The sequence below is a fragment of the Nonomuraea sp. NPDC051191 genome (assembly GCF_044455665.1).
Lineage (GTDB): Bacteria > Actinomycetota > Actinomycetes > Streptosporangiales > Streptosporangiaceae > Nonomuraea.
The window spans coordinates 122,723-146,411 of the sequence record NZ_JBITEZ010000005.1 but is presented as its reverse complement, the minus strand read 5'-3'; the positions used below and the strand labels follow the sequence as shown (position 1 = coordinate 146,411).

Annotated in this window: 21 protein-coding genes; 14 read left to right on the top strand and 7 right to left on the bottom strand. The window is 73.0% G+C overall.

The window, feature by feature from the left end:
• The first annotated feature begins 191 nt into the window (after positions 1-191).
• A complete protein-coding gene (locus ACIA8R_RS15530; RefSeq protein WP_397038848.1) occupies positions 192-785 on the top strand; it encodes an AAA family ATPase in 594 nt (197 codons plus the stop codon).
• Between the two features lie 74 nt (positions 786-859).
• On the top strand, positions 860-1,204 hold the full coding sequence (locus ACIA8R_RS15525) for a YciI family protein (RefSeq protein WP_357700756.1): 345 nt from the start codon (positions 860-862) through the stop codon (positions 1,202-1,204).
• 23 nt (positions 1,205-1,227) lie between these two features.
• On the opposite strand, the gene ACIA8R_RS15520 is transcribed toward ACIA8R_RS15525, so the two are convergent.
• Positions 1,228-2,589: a glutamine synthetase family protein gene (locus tag ACIA8R_RS15520; protein WP_357700758.1), complete on the bottom strand. Its 1,362-nt coding sequence runs from the start codon at positions 2,587-2,589 to the stop codon at positions 1,228-1,230.
• A gap of 152 nt (positions 2,590-2,741) precedes the next feature.
• Here ACIA8R_RS15520 and ACIA8R_RS15515 point away from each other — a divergent pair, with 152 nt between their 5' ends.
• Entirely contained in the window at positions 2,742-3,287 is a 546-nt protein-coding gene (locus ACIA8R_RS15515; protein ID WP_364091460.1) for a hypothetical protein, read from the top strand.
• An 8-nt stretch (positions 3,288-3,295) separates the two neighbouring features.
• Positions 3,296-4,276: a terpene synthase family protein gene (locus ACIA8R_RS15510; RefSeq protein WP_397038845.1), complete on the top strand. Its 981-nt coding sequence runs from the start codon at positions 3,296-3,298 to the stop codon at positions 4,274-4,276.
• Between the two features lie 16 nt (positions 4,277-4,292).
• Here the strand turns inward: ACIA8R_RS15510 and ACIA8R_RS15505 are convergent, their stop codons facing one another.
• A complete protein-coding gene (locus tag ACIA8R_RS15505) occupies positions 4,293-5,258 on the bottom strand; it encodes a DUF5937 family protein (RefSeq protein ID WP_364091462.1) in 966 nt (321 codons plus the stop codon).
• 58 nt (positions 5,259-5,316) lie between these two features.
• On the opposite strand from ACIA8R_RS15505, the gene ACIA8R_RS15500 reads away from it, so the two are divergent.
• The 5 genes from ACIA8R_RS15500 (at position 5,317) to ACIA8R_RS15480 (ending at position 13,017) form a co-directional block, all read left to right on the top strand.
• A complete protein-coding gene (locus ACIA8R_RS15500) occupies positions 5,317-6,519 on the top strand; it encodes an MDR family MFS transporter (RefSeq protein WP_397038843.1) in 1,203 nt (400 codons plus the stop codon).
• Positions 6,520-6,624: 105 nt separating this feature from the next.
• Positions 6,625-8,505: an ATP-binding protein gene (locus tag ACIA8R_RS15495; protein WP_397038841.1), complete on the top strand. Its 1,881-nt coding sequence runs from the start codon at positions 6,625-6,627 to the stop codon at positions 8,503-8,505.
• Positions 8,506-8,554: 49 nt separating this feature from the next.
• Positions 8,555-10,021, top strand: coding sequence for a BTAD domain-containing putative transcriptional regulator (locus tag ACIA8R_RS15490; RefSeq protein ID WP_357700770.1), 1,467 nt, complete (start codon positions 8,555-8,557; stop codon positions 10,019-10,021).
• Positions 10,022-10,053: 32 nt separating this feature from the next.
• Positions 10,054-11,823, top strand: a complete 1,770-nt coding sequence (locus tag ACIA8R_RS15485; RefSeq protein WP_397038839.1) for an NAD+ synthase — start codon at positions 10,054-10,056, stop codon at positions 11,821-11,823.
• 84 nt (positions 11,824-11,907) lie between these two features.
• Positions 11,908-13,017 carry a DNA alkylation repair protein gene (locus tag ACIA8R_RS15480; protein WP_397038837.1) on the top strand — a complete coding sequence of 370 codons (1,110 nt, stop codon included), beginning with the start codon at positions 11,908-11,910 and terminating at the stop codon, positions 13,015-13,017.
• Positions 13,018-13,054: 37 nt separating this feature from the next.
• On the opposite strand, the gene ACIA8R_RS15475 is transcribed toward ACIA8R_RS15480, so the two are convergent.
• From ACIA8R_RS15475 to ACIA8R_RS15465, 3 genes are all read right to left on the bottom strand, one after another.
• On the bottom strand, positions 13,055-13,672 hold the full coding sequence (locus tag ACIA8R_RS15475; protein ID WP_397038835.1) for a TetR/AcrR family transcriptional regulator: 618 nt from the start codon (positions 13,670-13,672) through the stop codon (positions 13,055-13,057).
• 7 nt (positions 13,673-13,679) lie between these two features.
• A complete protein-coding gene (locus ACIA8R_RS15470; protein WP_364091474.1) occupies positions 13,680-15,221 on the bottom strand; it encodes an MFS transporter in 1,542 nt (513 codons plus the stop codon).
• Between the two features lie 253 nt (positions 15,222-15,474).
• The gene (locus ACIA8R_RS15465; protein WP_397038832.1) at positions 15,475-16,701 is read right to left on the bottom strand and encodes an MFS transporter; all 1,227 of its coding nucleotides are present in this window, start codon (positions 16,699-16,701) and stop codon (positions 15,475-15,477) included.
• Between the two features lie 133 nt (positions 16,702-16,834).
• On the opposite strand from ACIA8R_RS15465, the gene panB reads away from it, so the two are divergent.
• Positions 16,835-17,662: a 3-methyl-2-oxobutanoate hydroxymethyltransferase gene (gene panB / locus ACIA8R_RS15460; RefSeq protein WP_357700782.1), complete on the top strand. Its 828-nt coding sequence runs from the start codon at positions 16,835-16,837 to the stop codon at positions 17,660-17,662.
• A 13-nt stretch (positions 17,663-17,675) separates the two neighbouring features.
• Here panB and ACIA8R_RS15455 read toward each other — a convergent pair whose 3' ends face one another.
• Together ACIA8R_RS15455 and ACIA8R_RS15450 are read right to left on the bottom strand one after the other, a co-directional pair.
• Positions 17,676-18,611, bottom strand: coding sequence for a serine/threonine dehydratase (locus ACIA8R_RS15455; protein WP_397038830.1), 936 nt, complete (start codon positions 18,609-18,611; stop codon positions 17,676-17,678).
• A 47-nt stretch (positions 18,612-18,658) separates the two neighbouring features.
• Complete coding sequence (locus ACIA8R_RS15450; protein WP_397038828.1) at positions 18,659-19,831, bottom strand: trans-sulfuration enzyme family protein; 1,173 nt, start codon at positions 19,829-19,831, stop codon at positions 18,659-18,661.
• 60 nt (positions 19,832-19,891) lie between these two features.
• Here ACIA8R_RS15450 and ACIA8R_RS15445 point away from each other — a divergent pair, with 60 nt between their 5' ends.
• Genes ACIA8R_RS15445 through ACIA8R_RS15430 form a run of 4 tightly spaced genes read left to right on the top strand, consistent with a single transcriptional unit; the run spans position 19,892 to position 23,675 of the window.
• The gene (locus ACIA8R_RS15445; protein ID WP_397038826.1) at positions 19,892-21,328 is read left to right on the top strand and encodes a PLP-dependent aminotransferase family protein; all 1,437 of its coding nucleotides are present in this window, start codon (positions 19,892-19,894) and stop codon (positions 21,326-21,328) included.
• 13 nt (positions 21,329-21,341) lie between these two features.
• Complete coding sequence (locus ACIA8R_RS15440) at positions 21,342-22,031, top strand: alpha/beta hydrolase (protein WP_357700790.1); 690 nt, start codon at positions 21,342-21,344, stop codon at positions 22,029-22,031.
• A 46-nt stretch (positions 22,032-22,077) separates the two neighbouring features.
• The gene (locus ACIA8R_RS15435) at positions 22,078-22,959 is read left to right on the top strand and encodes an ABC transporter ATP-binding protein (RefSeq protein WP_397038824.1); all 882 of its coding nucleotides are present in this window, start codon (positions 22,078-22,080) and stop codon (positions 22,957-22,959) included.
• Positions 22,956-23,675 carry an ABC transporter permease gene (locus ACIA8R_RS15430; RefSeq protein WP_357700794.1) on the top strand — a complete coding sequence of 240 codons (720 nt, stop codon included), beginning with the start codon at positions 22,956-22,958 and terminating at the stop codon, positions 23,673-23,675. The genes ACIA8R_RS15435 and ACIA8R_RS15430 overlap by 4 nt, the downstream gene beginning before the upstream one ends.
• Positions 23,676-23,689 lie beyond the last annotated feature (14 nt).

Below are 23,689 nucleotides of genomic sequence, written 5' to 3'. Positions count from 1 at the left end.
GGCCGATCAAGGCGTCGGCAGTACCTTATCCCGTGATTTCCCCGCCCCGAGCCCATTCCCGGTGAATCCCGTCGGACCGTTCCGGCCGCTGTGCCCGCCCACCGCCCACCCACCGCCCACCCACTGCCCGCCCCCGCGCCCTATGCTGGCGCGACAGGGGTCGAAGCGAACCGATCGGGCGGGGTGGGTCTGTGCAGCGGGCGACGTTACGTTTTCCGCCCGGGTCGCTGGTCGTGCTGACCGGGCTGCCCGGCGCCGGCAAGACCACGCTGCTGCGCCGCCTCTACGGCCTTCACGGCTCCGAGAGCGCGCCCGTCGTCGCCGACGCGGTCGTGGTGATCGACTCGGGGCAGTCGCGGCTCCACTGGGCCGGCCGCATCACCTGGGCTCCCCGGCCGGTCCGCCGCGCGGTGGTGTTCGCCACCCACGTGAGCCGGGTCAGCCAGGCGCTGGCCAAGGGGCAGGCGGTCCTCGCGCACAACCGGGGCTGCGCCGCGTACGTGCTGAAGGGGTTCGCCTGGCTGGCCCGCAGGCAGCGGGCGAGCTTCCACCTGCTGCTGCTCGACGCGCCTCCGGCGGCGGCGGTCGCCGGCCAGCACGCCAGGGGACGGGTGGTCGCGCCCCGCACGTTCGCCCGCCACCGCCGCAACTGGGACAGCCTGCTGGCCCGGGTGGCCGGCGGCGACCCGGCCCCGGCCGTCAGCGCGCACGTCGTCACCCGCGCCGAGGCCGACCTGCTGGAGCACATCGTCTTCGACAGCGCCGACCGCGCCCCCGCCGACTGACGACGACGTCCCGCCGAGGGGACACCGCGGAGACGCCAAGGGGACACCGAGGGGACATCGAGGGAGGACCCGCCATGAAGCAGTACCTGCTGACCCTGTTCGAGCCCGACGGCCCGCCGCCCGAGCCCGAGGTCCTGGAGCCGATCATGCGCGACATCGGCGCGGTCGAGTCGGAGATGCGCGCGGCCGGGGTGTGGGTCTTCTCCGGCGGCCTGGCACCGGCGGAGCAGGCGTCGGTGGTCCGGATGCGCGCCGGCGAGACGTTCACCACCGACGGCCCCTACACCGAGGGCAAGGAGCACGTCGGCGGGTTCACCGTCATCCGGGCGCCCGACCTGGACGGCGCGCTGGAGTGGGGGCGCCGGCTCGCGCGCGCCGTGGGCGTGCTCCCGGTCGAGGTGCGCGAGTTCAAGGGCTGAGCCAGGGTCTCCCCCGGCCGGCCTCACAGCACCGGCAGGTAGCGGCCCAGCTCGAACTCGGTGACCGTACGGCGGTATTCGCGCCACTCGGCCCGCTTGTTGCGCAGGAAGAAGTCGAAGACGTGCTCGCCCAGCGTCTCGGCGACCAGCTCGCTGCGCTCCATGACGGCGATGGCCTCGTCGAGCGAGCCGGGCAGCGGCTGGATGCCCAGCGCCCGGCGCTCGGCGCTGGTCAGGGTCCAGACGTTGTCCTCGGCGGCCGGGGGCAGCTCGTAGCTCTCCTCGATGCCCTTGAGCCCGGCGGCCAGCACCAGCGCGAAGGCCAGGTACGGGTTGCACGCCGAGTCGAGCGACCGGAACTCGATGCGGGTCGAGCCGCCCTTGTGCGGCTTGTACATGGGCACCCGGACCAGCGCCGAGCGGTTGTTGTGCCCCCAGCACACGTAGGAGGGCGCCTCGCCGCCCTGCCCCGCGATGGCCTCGGCGCCGCCCCACAGCCGCTTGTAGGAGTTGACCCACTGGTTGGTGATGGCGGTGATCTCGGCGGCGTGCCGCAGCAGGCCGGCGATGAACGAGCGGCCGATCTTCGACAGCCGGTAGTCGGTGCCGGCCTCGTGGAAGGCGTTGCGGTCGCCCTCGAACAGCGACATGTGCGTGTGCATGCCCGAGCCCGGGTGCTCGGTGAACGGCTTGGGCATGAACGAGGCCCAGATGCCCTGCTCCAGGGCCACCTCCTTCATGATCAGCCGGAACGTCATGATGTTGTCGGCCGTGGTGAGCGCGTCGGCGTAGCGCAGGTCGATCTCCTGCTGGCCGGGGGCGCCCTCGTGGTGGCTGAACTCGACGGAGATGCCCATCGACTCCAGCATCATGATCGCCTGGCGCCGGAAGTCGTGGCCGGAGCTGTGGGGCGTGTGGTCGAAGTAGCCGCCGGAGTCGATCGGCTCGGGCTTCTGACCGGCCTCGGGACGGTTCTTCAGCAGGAAGAACTCGATCTCGGGGTGGGTGTAGAAGGTGAAGCCCATGTCGGCGCACTTGGCGAGCGTGCGCTTGAGCACCCAGCGCGGGTCGGCGTGCGAGGGGGTGCCGTCGGGCATGAGGATGTCGCAGAAGATGCGCGCCGCGCCCGGCGTCTCGCTGCGCCAGGGCAGGATCTGGAACGTGGAGGGGTCGGGCTTGGCCAGCATGTCGGACTCGTAGACGCGGGCGAAGCCCTCGATCGCCGAGCCGTCGAAGCCGATGCCCTCGGCGAAGGCGCCTTCCAGCTCGGCGGGCGCGATCGCGACGGACTTGAGGAAGCCGAGGACGTCGGTGAACCAGAGCCGGATGAACCGGATGTCGCGTTCCTCTAGCGTGCGGAGCACGAACTCCTGCTGGCGGTCCAAGGTGTCCCCTCGTTGAAGACAGTGCGGGTCTTCTACCAGCATGCCGTGCCCGTGTTTCGCACACGTTACAGGGGGTGCCGGTGCGAGCCTCACTGACAAAGGGGCCGCCCAGATCTACTGTGATCACGCAGTGAGTCTCGGGGGAGGCATTGGTGGCTATCGACCTGCTCAATCACAAGCTCGATCGGGCGTTCGACCACATCGACGCGAACGGCAACGGCGTCGTCGAGCGGGAGGACCTGCTGGGGCTGGGCGCGCGCCTGCTGGTGGGTTTCGGGGAGTCCCCCACCTCGGTCACCGGCAACCGGCTCGTCGACAGCTTCGACGGCATCTGGTCGACGTTGTCACGGGCGCTCGACCGCGACGGCGACTCCGGCATCGCCCGCACCGACTTCCGCGGCGGGATGACGGCCGCGTTCGTCACGGGCGACCGCTACAAGCCGGTGTTCCGGCCGGCGACGCTGGCCGTGGCCCAGCTCTGCGACGGCGACGGCGACGGCCTGATCGGGCCGGGCGAGTTCCGTACGATGCTGAGCGCGTTCGGCACCGCCTACGACGACGTGGACGAGGCCTTCGACCGGCTCGACCGCGAGGGCAGAGGCGCGCTCACCGTCGAGGGGCTGGTCCTCGCGGCCGAGGACTACTACCGCAGCTCAGACCCGAACGCCGCGGGCAACTGGCTCTTCGGACCGCTGTGAACACCGCCGTGAGCACCACCGTGTTCGCCACGGTGCGCACCGCGCTCCGCTCGGTCCTGCACTGGAAGCCGATGCTGCCGCTGCCGCGCAAGGGCGGCTCGCCCGCGCTGGCGCTGCTGCCGCTGGTCGAGCGGGTGCCGGCGATGGGGGCGCCCTGCCGGATGCACCCCGCCGTGTACGCCATCGAGGCCGCGGTCATCGACTGGGCCAGGCGGACGGGCCTGCGCGCCGACGCCGGGGTGGGCTTCCACCGGATGGCCGGGCGCGCCTTCGCCGAGTTCGACGCGGCCGCCGCCGCGCTGTTCGCGCAATGGCTGACCTGGCTGTTCCACCTCGACGACGAGCTGGACGAGGGGTCGTGCACGCTGGACATCTTCGGCGGCATGCTCCAGGGCGCGTCCCGGCACCCGCTGGAGGCGGCCTTCGCCGACCTGTGGCGGGTGACCAGCGCGCGGATGAGCGACCACTGGCGGGCCAGGTTCGCGGTCAACCTGCGACGCCAGGCGGACGCGTGCCGCACCGAGGCCGACAACCGGGCCGCCGGGCGCATGCCGACGCTGGAGGAGTACCCGGCGCTGCGCAGGGGGACGGTCGGCCCCTACCTGTACGACCTGGTCGAGCCATGCCTGCGGGTCGAGGTGCCGGCCTGGATGGTCGAGTGCGAGCCGTGGCGCGAGCTGGTGGACGCCTGCAACGACGTCACGGCCTGGTGCAACGACGTGGCCTCGCGGCCCAAGGAGCGCGGCGACGTGCACAACCTGGTCGTGCTGGCGGTCCGGCAGCTCGGGCTGGGCGAGCGCGAGGCCGTCGCGTGGGTGCTCGACCGGATCGTCGGACGATGTCAGGACATGAACCGGGCGGCCCGGCGGCTGCCGCTGGACGACCTGCCGCCCAAGGTGGCCAGGGACGTCAGCAAGGTCGCCTGCGCCTACCTGGCCGCGCCCCGCGCCCACCTGGACTGGCTGCTGGAGACGTCCCGGTACACGTGAGCCGACCAGGAGCCGATCAGGGTGAGGCTGCGGCGAGCATGTCGCCCGCCGCCGTCCGGCGGTAGACGACCTGCTTGCCGAGGCGCAGGCCCACCGTCAGCCCGCCGTCGCTGAGCACCCCGAGGTGCTGGCTGACCGCGCCCGGGGTGAGCGACATCCGGGCGGCCAGCGCCGAGGTGGTGCTCGGCTCGGCCAGCGCGAGCAGGATCTGCGCCCGGCTGCGCCCGATGAGCGCGGCCAGCGCGCCGGGGGCGGGCGGCGGGCCCTGCTCCCACAACGTGCCCACGCCGAGCACCGGGTAGACGAGCATCGACTGGTACGGAGCCGACATCACGGCCACCGACGGCCAGTAGAACGCGCTCGGCACCAGCAGCAGCCCGTCGCCGTGCAGGCCGCCCGCATGGCACCACGGCCGGTCGATGAGCAGCTGCTCCCCCGTCCACTCCACGGCGGGGCCGAGCCCGGCGAACAGCTCCCTGGCCCCGCCCTGGGCGAGCTGGCGGGAGCGGCGCAGCACGTCGCGTTCGAGCAGCCCGTAGACGCGCGGCCAGAACTCCTCGAAGCACTCCCGCCAGTACGTCTCCAGCGCGTCGGCCACCCGGGCCACGCCCGCCGCCGGGTCGGCCGTGAACCGGTCGAGCAGCGCCCGGTCGGTGCCGGCGATGGTCGCGACCTCCGAGCGGGCGCGTTCGGGGGGCGTGCCGCGGACCAGCGCCAGCTCGGCCGCGAAATCGGGCAGCGGCGTCTCCGGGGGCGGGGTGATGAAGTCGGCCAGGTAGCCGGACGGCGGCACCAGCGCGAACAGCTCGTCCAGGTCGAGCCGGGCCAGCCGGGGACGCACGGCCTTGATCCACGGCAGGTGGATCGACTGCCTGGAGGGGTCCTGGAGGGTGCGCAGGCTCGCGACCAGCTCCCACATGGGCGAGAACGCGAACCGGATGCGTGCGACGTCCTCCGGCTTCAGGACCCAGGTGACGGCCATGCTTTTAGTGTGCACTAAATCGTTGGCGCGTCGAGCGCGGGGACCTGACCCTGTACCCGTGTCTAGCACTGTCGCTGAGAAGCCTTCCTTCCTCCGTTCCCAGATCGGCGGACTGCCGCGCCCCTTCTGGGCCCTGTGGAGCGGCACCCTGGTCAACCGTCTGGGCACCCTCGTCATGCCGTTCACCGGCGTCTACCTGACCCACTCGCGCGGCATGTCGGTGACCGCCGTGGGCCTGGTCATGGGCGTCTACGGCGCGGGCTCGCTGCTGTCGCAGATCCTCGCGGGCGTGCTCACCGACCGCGTCGGCCGCCGGGTCACGCTGTCGGGCGGCATGCTGGCCACCGCCGCCACCATGCTGGCGCTGGGCTACAGCAGCTCGCTGCCGGCGATCGTCGCGTCCATGTTCGTGCTCGGGCTGGTGATCGACATCTACCGGCCGGCGTCCAGCGCCCTGGTGGCCGACCTGGTGTCCCCGGCGGAGCGGGCCCGCGCGTACGGGCTGCTGTTCTGGGCGATCAACCTGGGGTACGCGGTCGGCATGACGGCAGGTGGCTGGCTGGCGAGCGTCGGGTTCCTCTGGCTGTTCTGGATCGACGCGGTCTCCTGCCTGGTCTTCGCCGCGCTGGTGTGGCGGGCGGTGCCCGAGACCAGGCCGCAGGCGCGTGAGTCGTCCGGCGGGTTCGGCGTCGTGCTGCGCGACCGGGTGATGGTCGCCTTCACGCTGGTGGTGCTCGGCAACGCGCTGGTCTACCTGCAGACCGTGACCATGCTGCCGGTCGCGATGACGTCGGTGGTGAAGCTGACGCCGGCGCAGTTCGGCCTGGCCATGGCCCTGAACGGGGTGCTCATCGTCGTCGTGCAGCCGCTGGTCTCCGGCTGGCTCGGACGCAGGGACGCCTCCCGCACGTTCGCGCTCGGCCTGGCGGTCATGGGGGCCGGGTTCGCGATGACGGCCTTCGTCACCACCACGTTCTGGCTGGCCGTCACGATCGGGGTGTGGACCGTGGGCGAGATCATCACCGCGGGCATCTCCGGGACGATCGTGGCCGCGCTGGCCCCCGAGCACCTGCGGGGGCGGTACTCGGGGCTGTTCGGGTTCGCCTGGTCGCTGGCCTCGGTGCTGGCGCCACTGATGGGCGGGCCGCTGCTCGCGGCCGGGTCGCAGACGTTGTGGTTCAGCGTGGGCGGCGTCGCGCTGGTCTCGGCGGCGGGCATGCTGGCCCTCGGCCCGGCGATCCGGCGGCGGGCGGCGGCCTGAGGTCGCGGGCGGCGGTCCACGGAATCCGCCGCCGTTGAGAGAATTTTGATCGGATGTTGGCTGATTCCCGATAATTTCCTGCCGATCACGGAAGGAAATGGTGGGATGCGCCACGCAGGATGGGCGCGCCGGGCGTGCACGAGGCTGGCCACGCCCCGCGTCGCGATCGGGATCGCCACGTTCGCCGTCGTGCTGGAGCTGGCCGACATCTGGGTGACCGCGCAGTTGCCGCCGTCGCCGTACACGCCGCTGCCGTTCGCGCCCGAGGACATGGCGGGCACGGCGTTCCCCGTCTTCGGCGCGATCCTCGTGCACAGCAGGCCGCGGCTGGTCATCGGCTGGCTGCTGTGCCTCGGCGGGACGAGCGCGGCGGCCAACATCCTGTCGGCCAACCTCTACCAGCTGCTCGACGGCGGGCCGGGCCCGCGCTGGCCGATCGTCAACCTGACCTGGAACGTCTGCGAGCTGACCCTCGGCGTCCTGCTGCCCCTGCTGTACCCGGTGGGCAGGCTGCCGTCGCGGCGCTGGCGGCCGGTGATCGCGCTGGCCGTGGCCGGGCAGGCGCTGGACTGGGCCGGGCTGCTGGCCGACCGGCCCGGACTGCGGGAGGCCGGGCACGCCACGCTCTCGGCGAGCATGGTGCTGGCCTTCGCCTCGCTGGTCGTGCGTTTCCGGCGCGGCGACGCGGTCGAGCGGCGGCAGCTCCTGTGGCTGCTGGTGGCGCTGCCCGGCCTGCTGGTGCCGTGGATGCTCGGCGCGGACGTCTGGTGGGTGGCCTCGCTGGCCATCCCGCTGATCCCGGCGGCCATCGCCGTGGCGGTGCTGCGCTACCGGCTGTTCGGCATCGACACGCTGATCAGCAGGGCGCTGGTGGGCACCGGCCTGGCCATCGTGATCACCCTCGTGTACGTCGCGGTCAGCGCGGCCCTCAGCGTGTTCCTGTCGGAGGTGGACCGGATCGCCGGCATCCCCGCGGCCCTGTTCGCCGGGGCGTTCTTCCAGCCGATGCGCCGCGGCCTGCAACGCGGCGTGGACCGCCTGCTGTACGGCAGCACCGGCGTGCCCGGCACGCTGGCCCGGCGGCTGCGGCACCGGCTCCAGCACACCGACCCCGTGCACGGCCTGCTGGCCACGCTCGACGTGCTGCGCGAGGGCCTGTCGGTGACCGGCGTCGCGGTCGAGGCCGACGGCGCGGTCACCACGTCCGGCGTGGTGGGCGCGGCGGCCAGGACCGTCCCGCTGGTGTGGCACGGCGAACCGGTCGGGCTGCTGCTGATCGGGCCGACGGACCGGCGCAGGTTCCCCGCGGCCCACGACGAGCGGGTGATCGCCACGATCACGCCGTACATCGCCGACGCCGCGCACGCCGTACGGCTGACGGCGGCGCTGCAACGCTCACGCGAGCGCATCCTGACCGCGCGGGAGGAGGAACGGCGGCGGCTGCGCCGCGACCTGCACGACGGGCTCGGCCAGTCGCTCAGCGGCATGGCCATGTCGATCAACGCCGCCCGGCTGACCATGCACAGCGCTCCCGAGCAGGCCGACCGGCTGCTGGCCGGGCTGCGCGCCGGCATGGACGCCGTGACCGGCGACATCAGGCAGCTCGTCTACGGCCTGCGCCCGCCCGCCCTGGACGAGCTGGGCCTGGCCGGCGCGATCGAGGACCTGGCCGGGACGCCGGTCGGGACGTCGGGCGAGCTGACCGGCCTGCCCGCCGCGGTCGAGGTCGCGGCCTACCGCATCGTGCAGGAGGCGCTCACCAACGCGCGCAAGCACGCCCGCGCCTCGCGGATCACGGTGACGTTGCGCCGCGACGACCGCCTGCGCGTCACGGTCGCCGACGACGGGATCGGCCTGCCGCCGGACGCGCGGCCCGGCGTCGGGCTGGGCTCGATGCGCGAACGGGCGGCCGAACTCGGGGGCACCTGCGTCGTACGAACGGGACCGGGAGGTGGCACGGTTGTCCACGCCGAACTCCCCCTGTGACAATTCGCCATATCCCCGGACGTGTTATCCCTCTACGCTTACCCCTGACATGCTGACATTCACCGCACTGGGACCGTTCCACGCCTGGAGCGACGGCGTCCCCCTCGACCTCGGCGGCCAACGGCAGCGGGCGGTGCTCGCCCGTCTGCTCGTGGCGGGCGGCCGGGCCGTGCCCGTGCACACGCTCATCGACGAGCTGTGGCCGGGCGATCCGCCCGCGCAGGCCCTGTCCACCATCCAGGGCTACGTCTCGCGGCTGCGGCGCGCGCTGGAGCCCGGCCGCGCGCCGCGCGAGGAGGCCGAGGTGCTGGTCTCGGCCGCGCCCGGCTACGCGCTGCGGGCCGCGACCGAGCAGGTCGACTCGTGGCGGTTCGAGAGCCTGGTGAAGACCGAGGGCCCACCTCCGCAGGTGTGGGCCGCCATGGAGAGCGCGCTGGGGCTGTGGCGCGGGCCGGCGCTGGCCGAGTTCGCCGAGCTGACCTGGGCGGCGACCGAGGCGGGCAGGCTGGAGGAGCTGCGGCTGATCGCCGTCGAGCGGCGCGCCGACGCCGGGCTCACGCTGGGCCGGGCCACCTCCCTGGTGGCCGACCTGGAGGCGCACGCCTCGGCCCACCCGCTGCGCGAGGAGGCGTGGCGGCTGCTGGCCCTCGCCCTGTACCGGATGGGCCGCCAGGGTGACGCGCTGGCCGCGCTGCGCCGGGCCCGCGCGGTGTGGCGGGACGAGCTGGGGCTCGACCTGTCGGCCGGGCTGCGCCGGCTGGAGGCCGACATGCTGGCCCAGCGGCTGGAGGAGCCGCCGCCCCCGCCGTCCGCCGCCCCCGCCCCGGCCGCCGCCGGGGAGCGGGTGCTGCGCGTGCTTGTGGCCGACGACCAGGCGCTCGTACGGGCGGGGCTGCGCGCCATGCTCGACAGCGAGGACGGCGTGGCGCTGGCCGGCGAGGCGGCCAACGGCGAGGAGGCCATCGCGGGCGTACGCGAGCACCGTCCGGACGTCGTGCTGCTCGACATCCAGATGCCGCACCTGGACGGCCTGGCCGCCGCCCGCCGCATCCTGGCCGGGGAACGCCCGCCCAAGGTCGTCATGATGACCACGTTCGGCAGCGACGAGAACCTGTACGCGGCGCTGCGCGCGGGCGTCAGCGGCTTCGTGCTGAAGACCTCGGCCCCCGAGCAGTTCCTGGCCGCGATCAGGGCCGCCGCCGTCGGGGACGCGCTCATCGACCCGGCGGTCACCACCCGGCTGATCTCGGCGTTCGCCGGCCGCACCGACCCGGCCTCGCCGCCGGCGCTGGCCGGACTCTCCGACGCCCGGCTCGACGTGCTCAAACTCGTCGCACGCGGGCTGACGAACCGGCAGATCGGCCAGACGCTGGCGCTGCCCGAGGAGGAGGTGTCGGTGCTGGTGAAGTCGCTGCTGGACCACCTGGGGCTGTTCGACCGGGCGCAGCTCGTCATGGCGGCCTACGAGTCCGGTCTGGTCACTCCAGGGGACAAGGGACACTTTTCGTCGCTTTGACGATAAAAATCGGGTCGTACTAGGCTAATGACGTGGCACAACTGCGCATAGCCCTGGCACAGACGAACCCGACCGTCGGCGACCTGGCCGCCAACGCCGAGCGGCTGGTCGCGTGGACCCGTGACGCCGCCGAGCGCGGCGCTCACCTGGTCGTCTTCACCGAGATGTTCCTCACCGGCTACCCCGTCGAGGACCTGGTGCTGCGCACGTCCTTCGTGGACGCGAGCATCAGGACCCTGGAGGAGGTGGCGCGCAGGCTCGACCGCGAGGGACTGGGCGACCTCCCTGTGGTCGTCGGCTACGTCGACCGCGCCGGTCTGGCGCCCCGGGTGGGCCAGCCCAAGGGCGCGCCGCTGGACGCGGCCGCGCTGCTGCACAAGGGCGAGGTCGTCGTCCGCACGGCCAAGCACCACCTGCCCAACTACGGCGTGTTCGACGAGTACCGCTACTTCGTGCGCGGCGACCGGCTGCCGATCGTCCGGCTGCACGGCGTGGACGTGGCGATCGCGGTCTGCGAGGACCTCTGGCAGGAGGGCGGGCCGGTGTCCGTCGTCGGCCAGGCGGGCGCCGGGCTGCTGGTCGTGCCGAACGCCTCGCCGTACGAGAAGGAGAAGGACGACGTACGGCTGGAGCTGGTCGCCCACAGGGCGCGCGAGGCCGGCTGCGCGCTCGCCTACGTCAACCAGGTCGGCGGGCAGGACGAGCTGGTCTTCGACGGCGACTCGATCATCGTGGACGCCTCGGGCGAGCTGGTGGCGCGGGCCGGCCAGTTCCGCGAGGAGCTGCTGGTCGCCGACCTCGACCTGCCGGTCTCCGACGCCGAGCCCGGCACGTTCCCCCACGACGCGCTCGACGGCACCACGATCACCGTCGAGCGCCGGGTCCTGTCGCAGGAGCCCGTCGAGCCCTACCCGGCGCAGCCCGCCCCCGTCGCCGAGCGGCTCGACCTGCACGCCGAGGTGTACTCGGCCCTGGTGCTGGCGGTACGCGACTACGTGGCCAAGAACGGCTTCCAGTCGGTCATCCTGGGCCTGTCGGGCGGCATCGACTCGGCCCTGACGGCGGCCATCGCCTCCGACGCGATCGGCCCGTCCCGGGTGAACGTCGTGCTCATGCCCTCGCGCCACTCCTCCGACCACTCGCTGGCCGACGCCGAGGACCTGGTGGCCAGGCAGGGCATCAACTCCAGGATCGCGCCGATCGCCGAGATCGTCACGGCCTTCGAGAAGGAGATCGAGCTGTCCGGCCTGGCCGCGGAGAACCTCCAGGCCAGGGTGCGCGGCATGATCCTCATGGGCCTGTCGAACCAGAACGGCCACCTGGTGCTCACCACCGGGAACAAGAGCGAGCTGGCCACCGGCTACTCCACCCTCTACGGCGACTCCGCCGGCGGCTTCGCCCCGATCAAGGACGTGCCCAAGACGATGGTGTGGGAGCTGTCCAGGTGGCGCAACGCGCACACCTGCGAGGGCTTCCTCATGTCCGTCGAGCGGCCGATCCCGGAGAACTCGATCACCAAGGAGCCCAGCGCCGAGCTGCGCCCCGACCAGCGCGACACCGACTCGCTGCCGCCGTACGAGGTGCTGGACCGGCTGCTGGACGACTATGTGGAGAAGGACATGGGCTCGCAGGAGCTCATCGCGGCCGGGCACGACCCCGCGCTGGTCACGCGGGTGATCCGGCTGGTGGACCTGGCGGAGTACAAGCGCCGCCAGTACCCGCCGGGCCCCAAGATCACGCCGAAGAACTTCGGCCGCGACCGCCGCCTCCCCATCACCAACCGCTGGCGCGAGACGACCTGACCCGTCCGGCCGCCCCTCTCATCGCGAGGGGGGCGGGTCGCGCCTGGCGGTGGGATTGTCGGTGGCGGCTGGCAGGGTGGGGCCGTGGCACAACCGCTGAAAGACCTGATCAACGCCCGGTCCGTGTCGGTGCTCGCCGACGGCCTGGCCGCCGTGTGGCCCTCGTTCCCGCAGGCCCGGTTCACCGAGCGCGCCCTGGCCGGGCTCGCCCCGCTGGAGCTGAAGGACCGCGTCAGGCACGTCTCCGCCGCCCTCCACGACGCCTTCCAGCATGCCCTCCCGATGCCCTACCCCCAGGCCGCCGAGCTGGTGCGGGCCTGCGCCGCGCGCGGGGAGCTCGACCTGTGGAGCGGCTGGCCGGTCACCGACCACACCGCCGTCCACGGGCTCGACCATCTGGAGGCGGCGATGGCCACGCTGGCGGCGCTCACGCCGTACTCGACGGGCGAGTTCGCCGTACGCCCCCTTCTCGACCGCCACCGCGACGACGCCCTCAAGATCATGTACGGCTGGGCGGAGTCCCCCGACGAGCACCTGCGCCGCCTGGCCTCGGAAGGCACCCGGCCGCGCCTGCCGTGGGCCTCCCGGGTCGGCTGGCTGATGACGCCCGGCCCCACCCTGCCCCTGCTCGACCTGCTGCGCGACGACCCGAGCGAATACGTCCGCCGCTCGGTCGCCAACCACGTCAACGACCTGGCCAAGGACCACCCCGACACGGCGCTCGCGGTGCTGGCCCGCTGGCGCGCGGGCGGCGGCTCGCACGTCGAGCGGGTCGTGCGCCACGCGGCCCGCGGGCTGCTGCGTGCCGGGCACCCCGAGGCGCTGGAGCTGCTGGGCGCCACCCCGGGCAACGGCTCGGCGCGGGCCCTCGTCCTGGAGGCCGACACGGTCGCCGTCGGTGGCAGGCTGACGTTCACCGTCACGGTCACGGCGGGCGCGCCGGGCCCGCTGCTGCTCAAGTACGCCGTCCGCCGGGCGGGCTCGCGTCGCGTCTTCCACCTGGGCGAGCGCGTGGCCGCCGCCGAGGGGGCGGCGTTCACGCTGCGCAAGAGCCATTCCTTCCGCCCGGTCACCACCCGCAACGAGCCGCCCGGGCCACGCGAGCTCGACGTCATCGTCAACGGCCGGGTGGCGGCCACCGTGCCCTTCACCCTGACCGCCGCCCCCGGCGGGGTCACCTCGCCGATCGGGTAGCGGACCACCGGTACGAAGACCGGAGACCCCGGACGTCTCAGCGCCTGACGCGGTCTCCGGCCAGTCCGAGCAGGACCGTGTCGACCACGCGTTCGGCCAGGTCGGCCGGGAGGTCTCCGGCCGGCCCCCACTTCGACTGCCATATCATCGTGCCGGAGAACAGGGCCATCGCCAGCTCGACGTCGAGGTCGGGCCTGAGCTCGCCGGTGGCGACGCCGCGCTCGATCACCGAGCGCAGTGCCTGCCTGCGCGGCTCGACGGCCCGCTTCACGAAGCGTTCCATCAGTCGCGGATAACGATCGGCCTCGCTCATCGCGATGTTCATCACGCAGCGGGTGCGGGCCTGGCCCGCCTCCCTGCGCATCGCGTCGAGCAGGGAGATCAGGTCGTCGCGCACGGAGGTGCCGGACAGCGGCGGGAGCGGCGCCTTCAGCGTGGAGAGCGCGTCGACGACCAGGTCCTCCTTGTTGGACCAGCGCCGGTAGATGGTGGTCTTCCCGACGCCCGCCCTCGACGCGATGGCCTCGATCGACAGCTCCGACACCCCCATGCCCTCACCGATCAGGTCGAGGGTCGCGTCGATGATCGCCTTCTCGGCCTTCTCGCTGCGCGGACGGCCCGCCGGGCGGGCAGTCCCTGAATCCTGGATCGTCATCGCGGCCTCACACTACCGCTGGTTCCTTCTGTTCCGCCTGCTGGACCGGGCGCGCCTTGCCCGGCATCCACTTGGCCACCACCGCGACGCCCACCAGGGCGATCACGGCCGAGACCATCGCCGTGACGTGCATGCCGTCGACGAACGCGGTGAAGGCGGGCTTGATCAGCGCCTGGCCGTGCTCGCCGAGCTGCCTGGCGAAGGCCATCGTCGCCATGATGGACTCACCGGCGGCGTGCGGGGCGCCGGCCGGCAGCGCCGAGGCGATCTCGCCGCGGTAGCTGCTCGACAGGACCGAGCCGAGCACGGCCACGCCGAGCGCGCCGGCGACCTGGCGGACGGTGTTGCTCATGGCCGAGCCGACACCGGCCTTCTCCCTGGGCAGCGCCTCCATGATGGCGGTGGTCGCGGGCGGCATGATGTTCGCCATCGCCGCTCCCTGGACGAAGAAGATGATCTCGATCAGCACCACGGGCGTGTCCACGTCCATCAGGGCGTAGCTGCCCAGCGCGGCGGTCACCACGAGCATGCTGACCGTGGCCGACAGCTTGGCGCCGAAGAGCTGGTGCACCCGCTGGCTGAGCGGCGCGAAGATGAGCTGCGCGGCGGCGAACGGGATCATCAGGGCCCCCGCCTGGATCGGGCTGAAGCCCAGCACGATCTGCAGGTAGAAGGTCAGGAAGAACATCCCGCCCATCATCGCGAAGAAGACGATGCCCATCATGCCGATGGCCGAGCTGAACCGTACGTTGCTGAAGTTGCGCACGTCGAACACCGGGTTGTCGATGCGCCGCTCCCACCACACGAACACGCCCAGCACGACCAGGCCGAGCAGCGTCGGGACGATCACTTCCGCGCTCGCCAGGGTGCCCAGGTCGCCGCCGCGGATGATGCCGTAGACGAGCGCCACCAGACCGATGATCGACAGCACCACGCCCACCGGGTCGAGCTTGGACGGCTTCGGGTCACGCGACTCGGGCACGACGACGCCGATGAGGATCATGCTGATCACCACGATCGGCACGTTGACCAGGAAGACCGAGCCCCACCAGAAGTGCTCGATGAGCAGGCCGCCGGTGATCGGGCCGATCGCCACGGCGAGCCCCACGCCACCGGCCCAGATGCCGATCGCCTTGCCACGCTCACCGGGCGGGAACACGTTGGAGATGATCGCCAGCGTGGCCGGCATGATCGCCGCGCCGCCGATGCCCATCGCCGCCCGCGCGAAGATCAGCTGCATCGGGTCCTGGGAGTAGGCACTGGCCAGCGAGGCCAGGCCGAACAGCGCCATGCCGATGAACAACATGCGCTTGCGACCGGTACGGTCGCCGATCACGCCGAAGGTGAACAACAGCCCGGCGAACACCAGCGTGTAGGAGTTGATCGCCCACTCCAGCTGGCCCTGCGTCGCGCCCAATCCGACACGGGGGTCGGCGATGGTCTTCATCGCCACGTTGAGGATCGTGTTGTCCAGCACGACCGCCAGGAGGCTGAACACCAGCACTCCCAGGATCCCCCACCTGCGTGGATGCCCTGCGTTCGGGTCCATGGAAATCGTCCTTAATTTCGATACGCCTGAGTTTCGCAACGACACCGTATCGCAAGAGATTCCGATACGCAACGGTCCCGTTTCGTAACTTCCGCCTGACGGAGGGAGTGCGCGGAGGGAAACAGCGGGGAAACCCCGATGCACCCCGTGCACAGGCCCTCGCGAACCTTGCTGACAGACCCCGCGAACGGCCGCCGCGGGCACTGCTGACCAGACCCGCCGGCCTCAGGCCGACAGGCTCGAACCCCCCGGGTCAGCTCTTGGTCACCGCCGGAGGCACGGCGTGCTCCTCGACCGGGGCCGGCAGGACCGCGACCGGCGGACGCCGCCGCCACATCGGCAGCGCGACCACCACCATGACCACCCCGACCAGCCCCGCCACCACGAACGCCCACGTGGGCCCGCTGCCGTCGATGATCGCCCCCGCGATGGGCGAGGACGCGGCCCCGCCGATGAGCAGGGCGGTGCCGTGGAGGCCCATCGCCTCGCCCCTGGCCGCGGCGGGCACCCAGCGGCTGAGCACGTCGACCGTGGACGACAGGGCCGGGGCGCACAGCAGGCCGGCCGGCAGCATCGCCAGGATCAGCCACCGCCAGTCGGCCCCGGCCAGGCCCACGGGGATGGTCAGCAGGCCCATGCCCGCGATGAGCACCAGGGGCGAGAAACCACGCGACAGCCCGCCGTAGACGAAGCCGCCGACCAGCGAGTAGAGGCACCAGATCGCCACGGCGAGGCCGACCCACTGCGTCTCGCCCGCGGTGTTGATGGTGGCCACCAGCCCCAGCTCGGTCGCGGTGAGGATGAACGTGGCCGCCGCCGTCGTGCCGAGCAGCGCGACGAACCCCGGCGTGAGCCACTGCCGGCGCGGCACCTTCACCACCGGCTCCTCCAGCTCGACCGCCGACCGGGTGGGCGGGTTGAAGACGATCAGGCCGATGCCCGCCGCCGTGATGCCGACGCCGATGACGACGAGCGTGGTCGTGCTGCCCAGCGTGGTGATGCCGGCCGCGGCGAGCGCGGGACCGGTCATGTACGACAGCTCGACCAGCATCGAGTCGAGCGTGAACCCGGTGCGCCGCTGCTCCGGCGGGACCAGCGCGGCCAGCGACTGCCGGGTCAGGCTGAACACCGGCAGGTTGAGCAGGCCCGCGACCGCCGCCGCGACGGCCAGCGCGGGCAGCGGCAGCGCCCAGGCGCACGACCAGAACACCGCCTGGGCCAGGGTGGTGACGACGAGCACGGGACGCACCCCGTGGCGGTCGACGAACCGGCCCGACAACGGCGAGCCGATCGCCATGCCGACCGTGCTGGCCATCGTCACCACGCCCGCCTCGACGTAGCCCAGGCGCAGCCCGAAGACCACGTGCAGGGTGAGCGCCATCCCCATGGCGGTGGCCGGGACGCGCGCGAGCATCCCCACCAGGAGCAGGGTGCGGACGCCTGGGAGCCGGAAGAGCCGGCGGTATTGGTCGAGAGCCATGGTGTGTCGTTTACCTCCGCGTCGATTGTGTCAAGAGGCACCGACAGTTTCGCCACTGGATTTCCCTCCATGACATCATCGAAGGAGTCCGGGGACGTCACTGGGACGCCTCGAGACGTTTCTGGAGGTGTCCATGTCTTCGACCACGCTGTACGGCGGCGCATCAGGGCGCAGGGTCACCGTCCGCGACCTCGCGGCGGCCAAGGAGCGCGGGGAGCGGTGGCCCATGGTCACCGCCTACGACGCCATGACGGCCAGGGTGTTCGACCAGGCGGGCGTGCCCGTCCTGCTGGTCGGCGACTCCGCGGCCATGGTCGTCTACGGCTTCGACTCCACTCTGCCGGTCACCCTCGACCACCTCGTCCCGCTCACCGCGGCCGTGGTGCGGGGGTCGTCGCGGGCGCTCGTGGTGGCCGACCTGCCGTTCGGGTCGTACCAGGGGTCGCCGCAGCAGGCGCTGGAGTCGGCGGCCAGGTTCATGAAGGAGGCGGGGGCGCACGCGGTCAAGCTGGAGGGCGGGCGGCGGGTGCTGCCGCAGGTCGAGGCGCTGGTCTCGGCGGGCGTGCCGGTCATGGCCCACCTCGGGCTCACGCCGCAGTCGGTCAACGCGTTCGGCGGCTACCGGGTGCAGGGGCGCGGCCAGTCGGGCGACGAGCTGATGGCCGACGCCAAGGACCTGGAGCGGGCGGGGGCGTTCGCGGTGGTGCTGGAGTGCGTGCCGGCCGATCTGGCGCATCGGGTGACCACGTCGCTGTCGGTCCCCACGGTCGGCATCGGGGCCGGGCCGTCCACGGACGCGCAGGTGCTGGTGTGGCAGGACCTGATGGGGCTGACGCCGCGTCCGGCCAAGTTCGTCAAGCAGTACTCCGACCTGGCCTCGGAGATGGACCGCGCGGTGCGGGCCTTCGCCGACGAGGTGACCTCGGGCGCCTTCCCGGCACCCGAGCACACCTACAGCTGACCCCGGGACCGATTCACCCCGCCGCGCCGAAGAGCGTGGCGGGGTCGGTGTTGGAGCCGCAGACCACGACGGCCACCCGCTCCCCCTCCGACGGCCGGTAGGCGCCCGACAGCAGCGCCGCGTACGCCGCCGCGCCGGCGGGCTCGGCCACCAGCCGGTGCCGCTCCCACAACGTCCGGCGGGCCGCGACGATCGCGTCGTCCTCCACCAGGACGCTCTCCACACCGCTCCCCGACAGCACCTCGTACGCCAGCGCGCCGAGCTGCGTGGCGCCGAGCGCGTCGGCCGCCACGCCCCCCACCTGCACCGGCACCGGACGGCCCGCGCGCAGGGCCTCGTGCAGCGTCGGGATGGCGTACGGCTCCACCGCCACGATCCGCGGCGCGTCACCCCCGGCGCGGGCCCCCAGGGTGATCCCGCCCGCGAGCCCGCCGCCGCCCACGGCCACCACCACCGTGTCCACGCCCCCGGTCTGCTCCATGATCTCCAGCCCGGTCGTGCCCTGCCCGGCCAGCACCTCGGGCTGGTCGTAGGCGTGCACGGGCAGCGCGCCCGTCTCGGCGGCGCGCTTGGCGGCGGCGTCCGCGGCCTCGGAGTAGATGGCCCCGGTCTGCGTGGTGTGCGCGCCGAGCGCCTTGAGCCCGGCCACCTTGACCGGGCTCGTCACCTCCGGGACGAAGATCTCGGCCCGCACGCCCAGCGCCTTGGCGGCGTGGGCGACGGCCAGCCCGTGGTTGCCGCCGCTGGCGGCGATGACCCCGGCGGCGGGCAGCGCGCCGGCCGACAGGATGCGGTTGAACGCCCCCCGCACCTTGAAGGACCCGGAGTGCTGCAGCAGTTCCAGCTTCAGGAACAGGCCCGGCGAGATCTCCAGGACGGGCGTGCGCAGCACGTGCCCTTCGATCCGGCGGGCCGCGTCGAGGACGTCCTGATATGTGACGGCGGTCACGGTTCTCCCTTGGTCGTACGCCCGCGGTCGGCGAGCATGATCCGACGCTATCCGAGCGCCTGTGCCACGTCCGCCCAGAGGTCCTCGGGATGCTCGATGCCCACGGCGATGCGCACCATGCCCTCGCCCACCCCGTGCCTGGCCAGCTCCTCGGCGCCGAGCGAGCGGTGTGAGGTGGTGGCGGGGTGCATGACGCGGGTCTCGACGCCGCCGAGCGAGGGCGCGAGCTGCGCCAGCCGTACGGACTTCATGAACGCCTCCCCCGCCGCCCGCCCGCCGGTCAGGTCGAAGGAGAACACGCCGCCGAAGGCCGGCAGCAGCTTGCCGGCGAGCTCGTACGACGGATGCGAGGGCAGCCCCGGCCAGTGGACGGCCGCCACGGCGGGGTGCTCGGCGAGCCGGCGGGCCAGGAGGTCGGCGTTGGCGCAGTGGCGCTCCATGCGCAGCGGCAGCGTCTGGAGCCCGCGCAGCGTCAGCCACGCCGTGAACGGCTCGGCCGCGGCCCCCAGCTCGGTGGAGAAGTGCCAGACCTTCCCGTGCAGACCGGGGTCGGCGAAGACCGCGATGCCGCCGATCACGTCGCTGTGCCCCGACAGGTACTTGGTGGTGGAGTGCACGACGACGTCGGCGCCGTGCTCCAGGGGACGGCAGAGCACGGGCGTGGCGAAGGTGTTGTCCACCACCGACAGGATGCCCAGCTCACGGGCCGTGGCGCACATCGCGGGCAGGTCGGCCACCAGCGCCATCGGGTTGCTGATGGTCTCCAGGTAGACCAGCCGCGTCCCGGGCCGCACGGCGGCGCGCAGCGCGTCGGGGTCGTTCTCGGGCACATGGGTGACGGTCATGCCGAACCTGGCGACCAGGTCGTTGAGCATCGTGGCGGTGCCGCCGTACAGGGAACGCTGGGCGATCAGGTGGTCGCCGGGCTTGAGCAGGGCGAGCAGGACGGTGTTGATCGCGCCCATGCCGGAGGCCGCGGCCAGCGCAGCGGCGCCGCCCTCCAGCCCGGACACCGCCAGCTCCAGCGCGCGCACGGTCGGGTTGGTGTAGCGGCCGTAGACGAAGGCGCCGTCGGGGCTGCCCATGGCCGCGCCCATGACCTCCGGGTCGTCGAAGGCGAATCCGGCGCTCTGGTAGAGGGGCATGCCGAGCGGCCGGCTGCCCTCGACCGCGGGCTGAGGCAGGTGTACGGCACGCGTTTCAGGGCGAAAATCACTCATGTCATCAAATATCCCCCGCATTGGTCTCCAACAGCAGAGCCAATACGGAAGAATTGGTCCATGAATAGAGCCAATCCCGATGACCTCGTCCACCTGCTGGGCCGGTGGGCCTCCGGACGCGGGCCGCTCTACCTGCTGCTCACCGCCCGGCTGCGGGCGCTCATCGACGACGGCGTGCTCCCGCCCGGCCAGTCGCTGCCGCCCGACCGGGTGCTGGCCGCCCGGCTCGCGGTCGGCCGCGGCACGGTCGTCGCCGCCTACGACCTGCTCCAGCAGGAGGGCCGGGTGACGCGCCGCCAGGGCAGCGGCACCCGCGTCGCGTCGGGCGACCCGCCGGCCGCCAGGACCGCCGAGGGCGTGGCGGCCAACCCGCTGATGCTGCACCTCCTGCACGCGCCCGACGGCGTCCGGCTGCTGACCTGCGCGGCGCCGGACGACCCGCCCCAGGCGCTGTTCGAGGCGTACCAGGAGGCGGGGGCGCGGGTGGCGGGCCTGCGCGACCTGGGCTACCAGCCGGCCGGCGACCCCTCGCTCCGGGAGGCGCTGGCGGCCTACTACAGCGCGCGCGGCCTGCGCACCACGGCGGACCAGATCATGGTGACGACGGGCGCGCAGCAGGCGCTCACGCTGCTGGCCGGGCTGCTGGTCGCGCCGGGCGACACCGTGCTGACCGAGTCGCCGACGTACCCGGGGGCGCTGGAGGCGTTCCGGCACGCGGGGGCCGTCGTCAAGCCCGGCGGCCTGGACGACGACCGGGCGTCGCGGGCGGTGCGCGAGCGGCCGGCGCTGGTCTACTGCGTGCCCACCGCGCGCAACCCCGACGGCGCGATCATGGACGACGCGGCCCGCAGGCGGCTGGCCGCCCTGGCCGCCGAGCACGGCGTGCCGCTGATCGACGACGAGGTCTGCGCCGAGCTGTGCTTCTCGGGCGGGACGCCCCCGCCGGTGGCCGTGTTCGGCGGGGGCGAGCACGTGGTCACCGTCGGCTCGCTGAGCAAGCTGGTCTGGGGCGGGCTGCGAGTGGGCTGGATCCGCGCGGCGGCGCCGCTGGTCTCGCGGCTGGCCAGGCTGCGGGCCGTGCACGATCTCGGCGGCGAGGTCTTCAGCCAGCTCGCCGCCGTCGCGCTGCTGCGCCGCCTCGACGAGGTGCGCGAGGCCCGCGTACGCGCCCTGCGCCGGCGGCACGACCACCTGTGCGCCGAACTGCGCGCCCGCCTGCCGTCCTGGACGTTCGAGCCCGCCCGCGGCGGCCAGACCGTCTGGGCGCGACTGCCGCGCGGCGACGCCGGCTCCTTCGCCCAGGTCGCCCTCCGGCACGGCGTCGCGGTGCCGCCGGGCGGCTCCTTCGACCCGCTGGGCGGCCACGCCGACCACCTGCGCCTGCACTTCCTGTTCCCCGAGGAGGAGCTGTCGCGGGCGGTGATCGACCTCGCGGCGGCCTGGGCGGCCTACGACGGCACCGGGAAACCCGTCTCCCGGCACGCCCTCGTCGTCTGACAGGGTGGGGGCCATGGAAACGACCTTCGTACTGGTGCACAGTCCGTCCGTCGGGCCCTCGACGTGGGCTCCGGTGGCCGAGGCTTTGGGGCGGCGCGGCCGGGCGGCCGTCGTCCCCGACCTGACCGGCGTGTCCGCCGGCGGGGCGCCGTACTGGCCGCGCGTGGTCGCGGCGGTGCGCGCGGCCGTCCCCTCCGAGGGGCCGCTCGTGCTGGTGGCGCACAGCAACGCCGGGTTCTTCGTGCCGGTGATCAAGGAGGGGCTGGGCGACCAGGTGGTGGCCTGCGTGTTCGCCGACGCGCACGTGCCGCCGCCTCAGGGGCTGGTCAGGACCGCCGAGGAGGGGTTCCTGCCGTTCCTGCGCGGCCTGGCGGGCCCCGACGGCGTGCTGCCGCGCTGGACCGACTGGTGGGACGAGGAGGACATCGTGGCCATGCTCCCCGACCCGGCCCAGCGGGTGCTGGTGGCGGGCGAGCAGCCGCGGCTGCCCCTCGACTACTACACGCAGCCCGTCCCCGTGCCCGCGGGCTGGGACGCGGTCAGGTGCTCGTGCCTGTGGTTCGGGCCGCCGTACGAGCAGGTGGCCGAGGACGCGGCCGGGCGCGGCTGGCCGGTGACCCGGCTGCCCGGCCTCCACCTGCACCAGGTGATCGACCCCGAGGGCGTCACGGACGCGCTGCTGAAGCTCTCCAGGAAGTCGTGAATTCTTCACTGTCGGCCCCCTGACCCGTCCGGCCATAGTCGGACACATGATCGAGGTGAACGAGCTCAGGAAGAACCACGGGACGTTCGAGGCGGTGAAGGGGATCTCGTTCCGGGTGGGCGAGGGCGAGATCTTCGCCCTCCTCGGCAGGAACGGCGCGGGCAAGACCACCACGGTCGAGGTGCTGGCCGGCTTCCAGCGGCCGGACGGCGGCACCGTACGGGTGGCCGGCCTCGACCCCTGGTCCGACCGCGCGGCCGTACGGCAGCGCGTCGGCGTCATGCTCCAGGAGGCCGGGTTCTTCCCCGACCTGACGGTGGCCCGGACGGTCGCGGTGTGGCGCGACTTCACCCCCGCGCCGCGTCCGGCCGGGGAGGCGCTCGACCTGGCCGGCCTGACGGACAAGGCCGGGACCAGGGTGCGCCAGCTGTCCGGCGGCGAGAAGCGCCGGCTCGACCTGGCGCTGGCCCTGCTCGGCCGCCCCGACGTGCTGTTCCTCGACGAGCCCACGACCGGCATGGACCCCGAGGCCCGCGCGAACACGTGGGAGGTCGTGTCCGGCCTGGCCGCGCGCGGCACCACGATCCTGCTCACCACCCACTACCTGGAGGAGGCCCAGCGCCTGGCCTCGTCCATGGCGATCCTGGACCGGGGCGGGATCGTCGCGGCCGGCGGGATGGCCGAGACGCTGGCCGCGCAGGGCGGACGGGTGACGTTCCGGCTGCCCGCCGGGGTCGCCGCGGACGACCTGCCGCTGCCGGTCACGCTGGACGGCGGCACCGCCGTCTGCCGGGCCGAGGACCCCGACCTGGCCGCGCAGACGCTGCTGACGTGGGCGGCAGGGCGCGGGCTGCGGCTGACCGGCCTGGAGGTCCGCGCGGCCACCCTCGAAGACCTCTTCCTCGACCTGCCCAGGAGCGCCCGATGAGCCTGACCGCCACCTACCGTCTCGGCACCCGCCTGTTCTGGCGCGACAGGGCCATGCTGGTCGCCTCGGTGATCACCCCGGTCGGGCTGACCGTCGGCATGCCCGCCCTGATGCGCCAGGTCACCTCGGGCGGGGTCCCGTTCGCCACTGCGGCGTTCCAGAGCTCGCTGGCGATCGTGCTGGCGCTGACCGCGTTCATGAACATCGCGGTGGCCCTGACCAACCGGCGCGACCAGCTCGTGCTCAAGCGGCTGCGGGCCGGGCTGCTGACCGACGCGCAGATCCTGGCCGGCCAGGTCGCGAGCACGGCCACGCAGACCTTCCTGGTGATCGTGCTGTGCGCGGTGGCCGTGCGGTTCGCGGCCGGGGTGCCGCTGCCGGACGACCCGCTGCTGTTCGCCGCCATGACGGCCGCGGGCTCGGCCGTCATGGCGCTGCTGGGGACGGCGTACACGGCGGTGATCCCGCGCAGCGAGCTGGCCGGGGCGTTCACCATGCCGGTGTTCCTGGTCGCCGCGGTGTCGGCGGGCGCGATGGGGCCGATCCCGCTGCCCTCGTGGCTGATCCCGGTGCTGGACCTGCTGCCCACCTCGGCCGTGGTGCACGCGGTGAGGACCGGGGAGGCGCTCGTGCCGGCGCTCGTCCTGGCCGGTTGGGCGGTGATCGGCGCCGGCGCGATCCGGCTGTGGTTCCGCTGGGAACCGCGCCGGTCCTGACTCGGCCATAATCG